General features: G+C 31.0%; 11 protein-coding genes and 2 pseudogenes. 10 read left to right on the forward strand and 3 right to left on the reverse strand.

The genetic code is table 11. The annotated features are described in order from the left end of the window. The first annotated feature begins 146 nt into the window (after positions 1-146). From DRF58_RS11565 to DRF58_RS11580, 4 genes are all read left to right on the forward strand, one after another. Positions 147-899 (forward strand): SDR family oxidoreductase, encoded by a 753-nt coding sequence (locus tag DRF58_RS11565; protein ID WP_116035603.1) that lies wholly within the window; start codon positions 147-149, stop codon positions 897-899. Positions 900-980: 81 nt separating this feature from the next. Continuing rightward, on the forward strand, positions 981-1,847 hold the full coding sequence (locus tag DRF58_RS11570; protein WP_116035620.1) for a helix-turn-helix domain-containing protein: 867 nt from the start codon (positions 981-983) through the stop codon (positions 1,845-1,847). Between the two features lie 345 nt (positions 1,848-2,192). Next, positions 2,193-2,678 carry a DUF4274 domain-containing protein gene (locus DRF58_RS11575; protein ID WP_086048209.1) on the forward strand — a complete coding sequence of 162 codons (486 nt, stop codon included), beginning with the start codon at positions 2,193-2,195 and terminating at the stop codon, positions 2,676-2,678. Positions 2,679-3,174: 496 nt separating this feature from the next. Next, on the forward strand, positions 3,175-4,878 hold the full coding sequence (locus DRF58_RS11580) for a M1 aminopeptidase family protein (protein WP_116035604.1): 1,704 nt from the start codon (positions 3,175-3,177) through the stop codon (positions 4,876-4,878). 149 nt (positions 4,879-5,027) lie between these two features. Here DRF58_RS11580 and DRF58_RS11585 read toward each other — a convergent pair whose 3' ends face one another. Beyond that, entirely contained in the window at positions 5,028-5,363 is a 336-nt protein-coding gene (locus DRF58_RS11585; protein WP_228412638.1) for a phage integrase N-terminal SAM-like domain-containing protein, read from the reverse strand. Between the two features lie 317 nt (positions 5,364-5,680). On the opposite strand from DRF58_RS11585, the gene DRF58_RS11595 reads away from it, so the two are divergent. From DRF58_RS11595 to DRF58_RS11620, 6 genes are all read left to right on the forward strand, one after another. Then, positions 5,681-6,568: a pepsin/retropepsin-like aspartic protease family protein gene (locus DRF58_RS11595; RefSeq protein ID WP_116035608.1), complete on the forward strand. Its 888-nt coding sequence runs from the start codon at positions 5,681-5,683 to the stop codon at positions 6,566-6,568. Between the two features lie 40 nt (positions 6,569-6,608). After that, positions 6,609-7,511 (forward strand): aspartyl protease family protein, encoded by a 903-nt coding sequence (locus DRF58_RS11600; protein WP_116035610.1) that lies wholly within the window; start codon positions 6,609-6,611, stop codon positions 7,509-7,511. 11 nt (positions 7,512-7,522) lie between these two features. Beyond that, on the forward strand, positions 7,523-7,921 hold the full coding sequence (locus DRF58_RS11605) for a hypothetical protein (RefSeq protein WP_116035611.1): 399 nt from the start codon (positions 7,523-7,525) through the stop codon (positions 7,919-7,921). Between the two features lie 58 nt (positions 7,922-7,979). Next, on the forward strand, positions 7,980-8,903 hold the full coding sequence (locus tag DRF58_RS11610; RefSeq protein ID WP_116035613.1) for an alpha/beta hydrolase family protein: 924 nt from the start codon (positions 7,980-7,982) through the stop codon (positions 8,901-8,903). Positions 8,904-9,341: 438 nt separating this feature from the next. Beyond that, positions 9,342-10,295, forward strand: coding sequence for a DUF6624 domain-containing protein (locus tag DRF58_RS11615; RefSeq protein ID WP_116035615.1), 954 nt, complete (start codon positions 9,342-9,344; stop codon positions 10,293-10,295). A gap of 125 nt (positions 10,296-10,420) precedes the next feature. Beyond that, positions 10,421-11,674 carry an erythromycin esterase family protein gene (locus DRF58_RS11620; protein ID WP_116035617.1) on the forward strand — a complete coding sequence of 418 codons (1,254 nt, stop codon included), beginning with the start codon at positions 10,421-10,423 and terminating at the stop codon, positions 11,672-11,674. A 351-nt stretch (positions 11,675-12,025) separates the two neighbouring features. On the opposite strand, the pseudogene DRF58_RS19250 reads toward DRF58_RS11620, so the two are convergent. Then, positions 12,026-12,148: pseudogene (locus tag DRF58_RS19250) on the reverse strand (IS91 family transposase); the annotation flags it as partial. Positions 12,149-12,376: 228 nt separating this feature from the next. Beyond that, positions 12,377-12,625: pseudogene (locus DRF58_RS19255) on the reverse strand (phage integrase N-terminal SAM-like domain-containing protein); the annotation flags it as partial. Between the last annotated feature and the right edge of the window lie 128 nt (positions 12,626-12,753).

The raw sequence follows: 12,753 nt of genomic DNA on the forward strand, positions 1-12,753 counted from the left end.
AAAGTTTAACGTTAGTCAGAAGCTTACATTCACACTACCTGTAATTTGTTTCATCTTTTCCCTATTTTGTTTAAGCTTAGAAATGTATCATCAAAGTAATTTTGCATCATAAATTATTTAAAATCATAAATTAAAATTTAATAAGGATGAATCTATCAGAAAACATTTCGGGTAAAGTAGTAGTAATTACAGGAGCGAGTAGCGGCTTAGGAGAAAGTACTGCACGCCTTTTAGCGGCTAAAGGAGCAAACGTAGTTTTAGGAGCCCGCAGAGAAGAAAGCCTAAACAAAATTGCTGAAGAAATTAATAAACAAGGTAACGGTAAAGCAGTTTATCTTAAAACTGACGTAACCATTAAATCCGATGTACAAGCTTTAATCAATAAAGCCATCAGTGAATTCGGCAAACTTGATGTCCTTTTGAACAATGCAGGATTAATGTCAATTGCTCCTTTGAGTGAAGTTAAAGTCGATGAATGGGAAAGAATGATTGATATTAATATTAAAGGAGTACTTTATGGAATAGCAGCGGCATTGCCTATTTTCGAAAAACAAGAATCGGGACATTTTATTAATATTTCATCTGTAGCGGGTATTAAGGTATTTAGTCCAGGAGGTACGGTTTACAGTGGTACCAAATTTGCCGTTCGAGCTATTTCCGAAGGCTTACGACACGAAGTTGGCGGAAAAATTAGAACCACAACCATTGAACCTGGGGCTATTGATTCTGAATTGAAATATGGAAGCTCTCACAAAGGAAGTGTAGATTTTGTAGTAGATTTTTATAAACAAGCCATCCCTTCCGATTCAGTGGCAAGAGCCATTGCTTATGCAATAGAACAACCTGCAGATGTTGATATTAACGAAATTGTTATTCGCCCTACACTTCAGGAATTTTAATAATTCAACAATTAAACGTAATTTTAATATTAGGATAAGACATTCTTCTTTTGTCTTATCCTAAATTTTTAAAATATGCTTATGATTCATTTTGATAACATAAAAGAATACAACAGATTTATTGGTTACAACGACCCAAAGAAAGACCTAATAGATGTGGTCAAGTATAACGACTGTGAAAGTATTCGTTTGTTATGTGATGGGCTTACATCAGACTTTTATATGATGGCATTTAAACGCAATATGACAGACTTAAATTGGTTCGGAAATACTGAGTATGATACAACATCGGCCTTTCTATATTTTATTAAACCTAAACAAATTCACAAATGGAATGTAGATAAACGATGGGAAGGTTACCAAATTTTGATTTCGCCCATACTTCTCCAAGAGTACAATATTGACTTTAGCTTTTTTCAGTATAACATTAAAGAAGCCTTGTTCCTAACTAATGATGAACAAAACCGAATAGAAAATTTATACGAACAAATTTTTGAGGAATACCAAAAAGACAACTATGACATGGCTCTCTTGTTGGCCTATTGCAATCTGATATTTACCTACATCGGCAAATGCTATAAACGTCAGTTTGAAACCAGACAGCCACTTTATAACAAATTAGTTACAGAATTTAAGAAGTTACTGAGCGATTACTATTCAAACGGACAGCAAGGAATGCCTAATGTTCATTATTTTTCAGATAAATTACATTTGTCTTCCAACTACTTTGGCGACTTAATCAAATTCAACACAGGTAAAACTCCTTCAGAGATTATTCAGGATAAAATAATTTCAGAGGCAAAAAAGCATTTGGAAATATCAAATAAAACCGTTGCTGAGATAGGGTATGATTTAGGCTTTGATTATCCCACATACTTTACAAGATTCTTTAAAAAACAGACGGGAATAACACCCACAAAATATAGGGAAAATAAAGCCAGCAGGTAATAACTAAGCTTTCGTCTAGTCCGCAGGACAGAAGATGAAAGCCCGTTGAACGGAAGCTTCGGGAGCTTTTTTCAACATTATGGGTTTATCGACGGAAAATTTTAGAGATATACAGGAGACTTTCAGAAAAGTCTCTTTTTTTGTACGTCTTTTTCATTAATTTTACAAAGAAACTGATTTATGCGTTTGGGAAAGCTGCCGGATGTTTAGTTCAACAGGCGTTTGGCTAGATTGCGAATTTATAGTAAATTCACTATCACGTTTCGTAAGAAATATTATCTTTAACAGAAAATAATCAGTTCGAAGTTCGCCACTGCGCCAAGCGCCAAAACGTTGTAAACAATTATGAATCCGACTGTAGAAAGAATCATCAATCAATGTAATTCAAAGGAGAGGCTTGAATGCGTTGAAAAATTGGATAATGAAATAGACCTTTATTCTCTAATGGAGAATTATAATTGGGATGACGGGTTTGAAATACCTTATACTGTCGTTACTCATAAGAAATGTGATTTAGGTTTAGCACTAATGTTGTTCTGGGAGTTTGATGAACCACAATTGTATTATGAAAACCCGCAATCGGAATGGCTATATAGTAAATATGAAACAAAGAGTGAGATTAAATTTAAAATAGAATTTTGTGAACAATTAATAAACGGTATAAGGAATGGGGAATTCAAAAAGGGCGCAAATGAATATGATACAGGTTTTTTTGGAGAGCACTTATATTTTGGTGATGAACGAAAAACTAAAATTAGAAAATTAAAAACCAAGAGAGCCCTTGAGAAATACGAAGAAAAATTCCTGAAACCTTGCTTGGCTGAAAAATAACTGTTTACAATAACCAGAGTTTCGTTGGGCTTGAAAAGCCAGCAATGAATTGAAAACTCATCAAAACAAAATAAAAAATAAAAAATGCTGAGATAAACTCCTGTTGAATGGAAGCTTCCGGAGCTTTTTTCAGCATTATGGGTTTATCGACGGAAAATTTTAAAGATATACAAGAGACTTCGAGATGAGTCTCTTTTTGTGTACATCTTTTTCATTAATTTTACAAAGAAACTGATTTATGCGATTGGGAAAAGCTACCGGAGGTTTAGTTCAGCACGGGTTTTGCAAAAGCGGGGCTGAAGTTCCCTTGCGTTGAAGATTTTCGCACTTTTAGACGCAAAAAACCATTTCATTTTTTATTTTTTTTTAATTTTGAAAAAACGAAAATGGTTTTTGCTCGGTTCAGTTTTTATAGAAATTTTAGTTTGTAAAATCCCCGCCTTCGCAAAGCCCTTTCCCGTTATATGCCATATTACACAAACACCGTCATAAAAAGATGATAAACAAAATTTTAACATTTCTTTTTTTAATAAATTTCTCAATAGTTCTAGCACAAAAAACCGTAAATGCGAAAATAATAATTGATGAAAATAATAATTTAAAAATTTCCGAAACATTTGCTTCAAAAAAAAATATTATAATCTTTCCAAATTACATTACTTTAGATAGTTCTGCAAAATTTTTAAGCAATGAAACTTCAAATCTGAAAAGTTATGATGTGAGCGATAAAGTTGATTATGTAATAAATATTGACAAATCAAATGCAAATAATGATTTTTTTATTACAACTATAAGATATTTAGGATTAGAGAAATCTGACTTCACAAAGGAAAAAAAATTTAATCTTAATATTTCTTCCAAAGACTATAATATCATTTTTCCTACCGAAAACGATTTGCAACGAAATTATATTGCTACACCAATAATTGTTGCGGGCAAATTTAAAAATTTTGAAGTTAATGGTTTTCAAGTTTACTATCTTGAAAAAGAAAACGGACTTTTGGAAGAAATCAAAAAAGCAACGGAAGGAATGTCTAAATCATTTGAGTTTTTTTCTAATTATTTTGGGAAAAAGGAAAAACCAAAAATTATATTTGCACCAATAAATGGACCAAGTGTAACTAATGAAAACATTATAATTTACAATAGTGCCATATTCAAAAATGACGCACCTAGAACAACTGTTTCGCACGAAATTGCCCATATTTGGTTTGGAGGGGATGGAATTATATTCAAAGAAAATTCTTTAACAGAGGCATTAGCAGAATTCCTTGCTTTTGAATATTTAAAAGCAACATATCATTCTGAGAATTTCAACAAATACTTTGAAGATTTAATTGGCTATAAGCAATTTATAACCGAAGGAAAAAAATCCTTTGTAGGATTTGCCAATCAAAATTTAGAAAAAAATGAAAAAAAATTATTTTCTTATAACTTATTACCACTTTATCTTTATTCAAAACAAAAAAACGATGCAAACTTTATCAATATAATTGGTGAATTTTATAAATATAAGAAATATGACAGAACTACAAGTTTAGATGAATTAAACTTCTTCCTACAATCAAAAGGTTATGAAACATTATTCACAGATAAAATTCCAGATTTTTACTTTAGCGAGTGTGGTAAATCAAAATTATGTATTAATTCAAACTCTGAAAAAATATACAATTTAGAAATTGAGAGCACAACTATGGACAACTTGAATACCAAAAAAAATATCAAAATTTCTAATAAAAGTCCTGAAATTATAGATATTAATAATATTAAGAAAATTACATTAGACCCTGAATACAAAATTCAACAGGTTTCAAGATTAAACGATATTTGGAATGCGGAAGACAATAATATTTTTAAAAGAAACAGATATTTCTCAACTGCCAAACTTAATCCCAAAATGTTAGAAATCTCAAACGAAATTGGTAACTACTTGAATTACTTAGATAATAACGAAATAACAAAAAATCTTGTTATTGATGAAAAAGACAAAGTTAAGTTTAAAGAGTTAAAAACAAAATATTTAAATTCAAAATCTATAATTTTATCAGGTGCTTCTAGTTCTTTCAGTGAAAAAAACAATTCTTTATATCTTAATTTTTCTTTTAATGACAAAGCAAATAATGATATTAATATTTTAAAAATGACCTTAAAATTAGATAACCAAAATCAAAAGTTAGAATCTCTAGAAACCGAAGAATAAAAATACGGCATATAATAACTAAGCTTTCGTCTTGTCCGCAGGACAGAAGATGAAAGTCCGTTGAACGGAAGCTCCGGTAGCTTTTCAGCAGTATGATGGTCCTCTTATGGGGATGTCGTTTTTAGAATTTAGAGGTGCAAAGCAGTTTTTTAGAAGGACTGAAGCATTCGCCAGATTTCTTCACGGCTTAAAATAGTGGGAAGTTTTTTGACTTTTGGAATCGCGGGAAGATGGAGGTAGCTGTAAGGCAAGCCTTCGGTTTTCAGCAAAAACCGCAGTCCGTAAACGGTATGTTTAAAGTACGACTGAGAAGGGGTTTTTGATCGCTTTTGAAGTTCAAAAAGGTAATCTTTGATGTCTTCCGGGTCTAATTCGGTAGGGATTTTACCGAAGTGAAGCGCTAAGGCTGCAACGTGACGGGAATAATTGTCGAAGGTACGCTTGCTTCTGCCCAGGATGGAAATATTTCTTTCGAAGCGTTGCAGGAGTTCGGCAAAACCGTTAACTTCGCTCGAGGCACGATTGAGAAATTTGTTCGTCCTTAAATCCTCCGGAGATTTTTTTTTGTAGCCATTTCATGAGTTTTTAAAAGGTTAATAAAAACAAAGTTACTAAAACGGCGAATGGGAAAAGCTACCGGAGGTTTAGTTCAACATATTCTACAAGCGGGGCGGAAGTTTTCATCGAATATATTTGCTATTTTCACTATATTCGCTAGTATAAAAGTTAGTTATATCAATCCCCGACTGCAGAAATACCTAACCGTTATATGCCATTTTAAAACCACGCTTAAAAACAAAAAATGAAATTAAAATTACTTTTTACATACATTATTTTTACTATTTTTTCACCAAATATTCAAGCGCAAAAAATAGATTTTAAATGGGAAAAAGATTCAATTAATGGAAAATTGATTGACAAAATTGCAATGAGTGTTCCTTTCACAATTGAAAATAAGACTTACAGATTTCAATTTGATTTAGGTGCAGATGTAACTTTAATTTATGATAAATGTTTTGAAAAAACAGAGTTAATAAAATCTAAGGAAATTACACCTAATGATTTTGCGGCAGGACATACTGTGTTTATCGTCAAAAATCAAAATTTAAAAATTGATAATTTTGAGATAAAAAACTATGATCTTCGAGGTTTATTAAATTTTGACCAGGGTGAAGTTTGCGGAGTGGTAGGCTCTGATATATTCAAAGACAAATATTTAACTATAAATTTTTCTAAAAAGGAGATTGAAGTATCTGATAAGCTAAAAAATAAATTTATAAAACAAATCCAATTTGTCGACGCAAAATATATTAATAACAAATTGCATGTACCTATAACAATTGACGATAAAACTTATTATTTTTTATATGATAGTGGAGCGAGTATATTTCCAATGATTACTTATAAAGAAAATATGAAGCAAATTATTGAAAATAGAGAGATTGTTGAAAATTTCAATTTAAAGAATTTTAACAATCCATTAATTTTAAGAGCTGTTGACATAAATAAAAACATTCAGTTAGGAAATAACAACTTTATGGTAAAGCAACTATGGTTCACAGACGAAGATTATTTTGGATTTAAACAACAAGATATTGATGGAATTATCGGAAATGATTTCTTTTATGACAAGATCATAGTTCTTGATTTTAAAAATAAGAAGTTTGGAATAGTAAATAATGATATTTAATAGCGTTTATATGCCATTTTAAAAAAAAGAAAATATAAAAATGAAAGAAAATTTAATTATTACATTTTTGTTTATATCGGTTTGCATTTTTGCACAAAAAAATGTAAAATCTGACAGCATTTTCTTAAATATAAATGAGCATAACACCATTTTTGTACAAGCAATTTTTAACAAGATTGACACTTTAAATCTAAATTTTGATACAGGAACAACGGAACTAATTTTAACTAATGATGTCCTAAAAAATAAACTAAAATTTTCACCAAAACTCTACAGCACTTTCTACAATTTGCAAATTGGAAACACAAATTATAAAACTAAAGTTTATGACGCTCAATTAACAGGACACGGAACAGACGGAAGATTTGGATGGGACTTTTTTAAAGATAAAATTGTAGAAATTAATTATGATAAAAATATATTAGTAATACATTCAGCATTACCAGAAAATGTGGCAAAAAGCAAAAAGTTTTCTAAACTAAAAATTGAATATTTTAAAGATTTGTTTTTAGTTTCTTGCGAAATTAAACAAAGTGGCGTCGAAAACAACGACCTTTTTCTTTTTGACACAGGATTTCAGAGAACTGCAATGTTAGACAGTGATTTATTAGCACAGGAAAAATTTCCAACCGAGAAAATGGCAATTATCAAAAAAGTGATTATGAAAGGTGCGCAAGGAAATGAAATTCCTGTGATCACGACTAATTTATCGTCTTTGAAAATTGGAAAATATAAACTTAAAAATGTTCCTGTTCAAATAACGACATCTAACAAACCGTTGAAGGATAAAAATATTCATATTTTAGGAAATGAAGTTTTGAAGAGATTTAATACTTTTATAGATTTTCAGCATAATTTTGTATATCTGAAACCAAATAATTTATATAACGAAAAATATACTGACCAAAAGAAAAATATGAAAAGAACAATTTTACAATTTTAGCAAGTTTTCTTATGAGTTATTCGTTTGCTCAAAATTATGAACAAATAGCGAAAGCAGAAGAATTTGTAAGCAAAAAAGATTTTTGTAACACTTATGAAACATTTAAACCTTTATTAATAGATAGTAATCAAGGTTCTATATACGACTATTACTATGCTTCTCTTTCTGCTGTCAATTGTAAAAAAGATGAAGATGCTTTAAACTGGCTTAATGTTGCTGCTGAAAAAGGTTTAGGATTGAAAGATGGAGAAATAGATTTTATTAAAAAAGATGAAAGTTTCAAGGAATTAAAAAGCACAGAAAAATGGGCTTCAATTATCAACACCATGCAAAATAAATTTGCAGATAAAAAATTAATTGAAAAATTATATGAAGGAGTGTATGATACCTTGGAGAAGAAACTTTGCTGACTTGGTATGAAGAGTTTCCAAAAAAGTATTCGGTAGAAAATATTAAAAAAATGAGAAGATGAAAAAAATATTTTATGTTTACTTATTACTATTTTCAGAAATGTTTTGTGCTCAAAATTCATCAGTTAATTTAGAACAAACCTTTCCTGAAAAAATACAAGGATATACCGTAAAAAATAAAAACGGACAATCTGTTTTTAAAGATGAATACAAGTATCTGGATTCCATAAATGTTTACGGCTATAATTATTCCTCCTATGACAATCTTACAATCAGAGGATTTCTAATAGAGCCGAAGGAAAAAGGCACATATCCGGTAATTATTTTTAATCGTGGAGGTAACAAAGAGCTGGGTGCGGTTACGATACCTACTTTGACTAATTTTCTAGGAAAGATAGCAGCTAAAGGGTTTATCGTTATTGGTTCACAATTGCGTGGAAGCGGTAGAAGTGAAGGAAAAGATGAATTTGGAGGAAAAGACATTGGAGATGTGATGAAGTTATTTGAAATCATTGATCATCAAAGTAATGCCGATCCAAAAAGAATCGGAATGCTTGGTGTAAGCCGTGGCTCTATGACCAATTTTTTGGTTCTGAAAGAAACGGATAGAATAATGGCAAATGCTACCATTGGTGGAATTGCTGACTTAAACCAAAAAGACAGACCGGAAATGTATGAGTTGTATAAAGAACTCATTCCCGATTTTGAAAAAAATCCTAAAAAGGAATTAGATAAGCGTTCATCATTACTTTCAATTCCATTAATAAAAAATAAAAATTTAAAGAATTTTATCATTCACGGAGCCAATGATGAACGAGTCAATGTAGATAATGCTTTCCTCTTATTTAATGCATTGAAATCTAATAATTTTTCGACAAGATTATTGATTTATGAAGATGCTAATCATGGCATCAACAATAATACAAATGACCTTATAGGTCAAATAATACGTTATTTTACGGTCTATTTGGCAAAATTATAATGTATCTCTAAATTTTCACAATCTACCGTAATGTTCTGATTATTAGATTTTTGAAATTTATATAGCGACCATATATTTATAAATATATAAAGTAAACCTTAGGAATGTTAAAATTCCCTTTATATGTTTGTCCACAGAAAAAAGTGGAATAAGAAAAGCTAAAAAGTAGGAAAATTCAAGGAACTTTCAAATGATTATTAGTAATGTGTATTTTCCGAATCAATTAACTGTTATGATGTTTTGTATGGTACAGAATTAAATATAGCTGATCATCATCAAAAAGCCCAATACCAGGGTGTATATGGCAAAAACAAATTACTAAATTTGGTTTGACTAATGAAGAAATCAATTTCGCAACTGATTGATTGTGAGTAAAAAAGAAAAACGTTAGTCAGAATTTAAAAAAAATATAACAATAAAATTTACTAAAGGAAAAAAATGAGAAACAATATTTACACTTTGTTATTATTATTTTTATTTACAGGCGTTAATGCTCAAGAATATTCAAAATTAATAAGTGAAGCAAACAAATTATATGAAACAAAAGATTATAAAATGTCTACTGATTTATATGATAGAGCTTTTAAAATTGAAAGCAAAAATCCAAGTCACTTATATAATGGCGCTTGTGTATCTTCTTTGGCAGGAAATACAAAAAAAGCATTTAAATGGTTGAACTTATCAATAGAAAATGGTTGGACAAATCTAAAGCACTTAAATTCTGATACTGATTTAGAAAATTTACATTCAAAAAAAGAATGGGGAAAAACAATTGAAAAGTTAGAGAAAAAACTAGATTTAATAGAAGCAAATTATGATAAACCCTTGCAGGCTGAATTATTGACAATTTATGACGAAGACCAAAAATATAGAAAGCAAATCCATGAAACTCTAAAAAAATTCAATGATGATTCTAAAGAAATGCAGGATCTCTGGAAAATAACACTTCAGAACGACTCAATTAACTTATTAAAAGTAAAAAAAATATTAGATGAAAGAGGTTGGGTTGGTAAAGACAAAGTAGGCGCACAAGCCAACAGTACATTATTTCTAGTCATTCAGCATTCAGATTTGGAAACGCAAAAAAAATATTTACCAATGATGAAAGAAGCCGTGAAAAATGGAAATGCAGATTCAGGTTCTTTAGCTTTGTTAATTGACAGAATAGAAATTCGAGAAGGTAGAAAACAAATATACGGAAGTCAAATAGGAATAAATCCAAATACTAAAACTGAATATGTTTTACCTGTAATTGATCCCGACAATGTAGATAAAAGAAGAATAGAAGTTGGCTTAGGTTCAATGTCTGATTATGTTAAAAATTGGAATTTAATTTGGGATGTTGAAAAGTATAAAAGTGACTTACGCGAATTAGAAAAATTAAATAAATAAAAAAACGTCTGCTAATAACAGTTTGCCAAACATTAGTAAGAATGTCACAAAAAGTAAAACAAGCAATGAAAAAATTAAAAATTTTACTTTTTCTCTGCTATGTCATCCAAAAACAATCAAAATAAATGAAAATAAGATTTTTTTTAATAATTCTTTTTATGTTTTCTTTTCATGCAATTCGAGCACAAGATGGAAATGAACTAACAATTGAGCAAAAACAATACATTAATAAATTTATATATCCACTTTCGACTTTTGAACCTTCTACCGACAATAATGAAGATTTGAAAGTATTAAATAAGTTTATTGGTAATTCCGATATTGTAGGATTAGGTGAATCAACTCACGGTTCGAGTGAAGTTTATAAAATGAAATATCGGATTAGTCAGTATTTAATTAAAGATTTGAATTTTAATATTTTCTCGCTAGAAGCAAATATGCCAGAAAGTTATCTGATGAATAATTATATAAGCAGAAATATAGATTCCCCAGAAGATGTTTTACGCGGAATGTATTTTTGGCTTTGGCAAACACAAGAAACTTTGGCTTTTGTTGAGTGGCTAAAAACACACAATGAAAATAATAATCAAAAAGTGCTATTTGACGGATTTGATATGCAATATTATTTCGGAGCGTTAAAACAAATTAGAGATGTATATTACGCTAATAATTATCCATTAGATGACATTAATAGTTTAATTAAAATATTAAAAGAAAATAAAAGAGGTAACAAAAAATATAAAAACAAAATTCAAAAAACCGTAAATTTATTATTAGATAAGGTTTCGCAAAAAGCCCTAGAAATGGAAGATAAAGAAAGTAAAAAAAGATTTTTACAAAATATTACTATCATTAGACAAAATATAAAAGTCGGCAGTTCACTAACGAGGGATAAATTTATGGCTGAAAATGTAGATTGGATAAAACAAAACTATAATCCAAGCAAGGTAATTATATCTGCTCATAATTTCCACGTGTCTAAAGAAAATCGTAGTTCGATGGGTTATCATATAAATGAAAAGTACCAAAATGATTATATTAATTTTGGTTTTGCATTTTACGAAGGAAATTACACGGCAAGTGTTGATGGAAAAATAGGAACATTTACATCGCAAACAGCACCAATCAGAAGTCTCGAATCTAATTTAAACTCTTTAGATATACCTTATTTCATTTTAGATCTAAAATCAATTAAGAAAGATAATAATGAATTGGGAAAATGGTTATTAAAAGATATTGAATTTCGTAAAACTGGTTCTGGAACCAAAAATGATGAATTTAGAAAAATAAATATTGCCGATTCTTTTGACTTTCTGATTTTTATAAATAAATCTTCACATTCAAATTTATTAGAGAATATTAAACTGAAAGACACATAAGATAATCGAGTAGACGGCTCCGCTCATAATTGAACGGAGTGCGCCTCTCACACCACCGTACGTAGGTCTCGTATACGGCGGTTCGCAAACCATCTTTCCAATCGCTCTTTACACCAATTGAAACTATTTCGTACTTTATGAAAAGGCTACAGATATTTCCGTTCCTTATCTAATTTCCGAAAGGATTTGGTTCAGTCCTTCCTTGGGTTGTGAGTCCTCCGATTTATTCATCGGCTCGTTGCTCCTAAGTACTATGACCTCTGCTGACTTCTTCGTTTTGCCAACTCGTGGCTACGAAGAGATCAGCGGTTTTTCCTCGCTTCAGAACATAGGTTCCCTTACCCGCAAAGGTTATTTTGCAGACAGCGTTTGGGTGACGAAAAGAAAATCCTGTGGCGGCCCCCGCTGCCCGAAAATGGCAATGGTGACCAGGTTTCCTTCTTTGCAACAGCGGCATTTATTGAGCAGCATCTTCCGGTCGAAATCCAAATGCTGAAGCTTGATATTCCTTACTTCCATACAGCGCAGTCCGCAACCGTAGATGAGGCCGATGAGCAGTTTGTGTTTCAGGAGTTCGGCGGTTTGAATCATGCGCCAGATCTCTTCACGGCTTAAAATAGTGGGAAGTTTTTTGACTTTTGGAATCGCGGGAAGGTGGAGGTAGCTGTAAGGCAAGCCTTCGGTTTTCAGCAAAAACCGCAGTCCGTAAACGGTATGTCTAAAGTACGACTGAGAAGGGGTTTTTGATCGCTTTTGAAGTTCAAAAAGGTAATCTTTGATGTCTTCCGGGTCTAATTCGGTAGGGACTTTACCGAAATGAAGCGCTAAGGCTGCAACGTGACGGGAATAATTGTCGAAGGTACGCTTGCTTCTGCCCAAGATGGAGATATTTCTTTCAAAGCGTTGCAGGAGTTCGGCAAAACCGTTAACTTCGCTCGAGGCACGGTTCAGGAATTTGTTCGTCCTTAAATCCTCCGGAGATTTTTTTTTGTAGCCATTTCATGAGTTTTTAAAAGGTTAATAAAAACAAAGTTACTAAAACGGCGAATGGGAAAAGCTACCGGAGGTTTAGTTCAACA

The sequence above is a fragment of the Epilithonimonas hispanica genome, from assembly GCF_003385395.1.
GTDB lineage: Bacteria > Bacteroidota > Bacteroidia > Flavobacteriales > Weeksellaceae > Epilithonimonas > Epilithonimonas hispanica.

Coding starts and splice junctions, on each gene's coding strand:
- DRF58_RS11580 (WP_116035604.1), top strand. CDS start 3,175: ATGATAAACAAAATTTTAACATTTCTTTTTTTAATAAATTTCTCAATA.
- DRF58_RS11570 (WP_116035620.1), top strand. CDS start 981: ATGATTCATTTTGATAACATAAAAGAATACAACAGATTTATTGGTTAC.
- DRF58_RS11600 (WP_116035610.1), top strand. CDS start 6,609: ATGAAAGAAAATTTAATTATTACATTTTTGTTTATATCGGTTTGCATT.
- DRF58_RS11615 (WP_116035615.1), top strand. CDS start 9,342: ATGAGAAACAATATTTACACTTTGTTATTATTATTTTTATTTACAGGC.
- DRF58_RS11610 (WP_116035613.1), top strand. CDS start 7,980: ATGAAAAAAATATTTTATGTTTACTTATTACTATTTTCAGAAATGTTT.
- DRF58_RS11565 (WP_116035603.1), top strand. CDS start 147: ATGAATCTATCAGAAAACATTTCGGGTAAAGTAGTAGTAATTACAGGA.
- DRF58_RS11605 (WP_116035611.1), top strand. CDS start 7,523: ATGAGTTATTCGTTTGCTCAAAATTATGAACAAATAGCGAAAGCAGAA.
- DRF58_RS11620 (WP_116035617.1), top strand. CDS start 10,421: ATGAAAATAAGATTTTTTTTAATAATTCTTTTTATGTTTTCTTTTCAT.
- DRF58_RS11575 (WP_086048209.1), top strand. CDS start 2,193: ATGAATCCGACTGTAGAAAGAATCATCAATCAATGTAATTCAAAGGAG.
- DRF58_RS11595 (WP_116035608.1), top strand. CDS start 5,681: ATGAAATTAAAATTACTTTTTACATACATTATTTTTACTATTTTTTCA.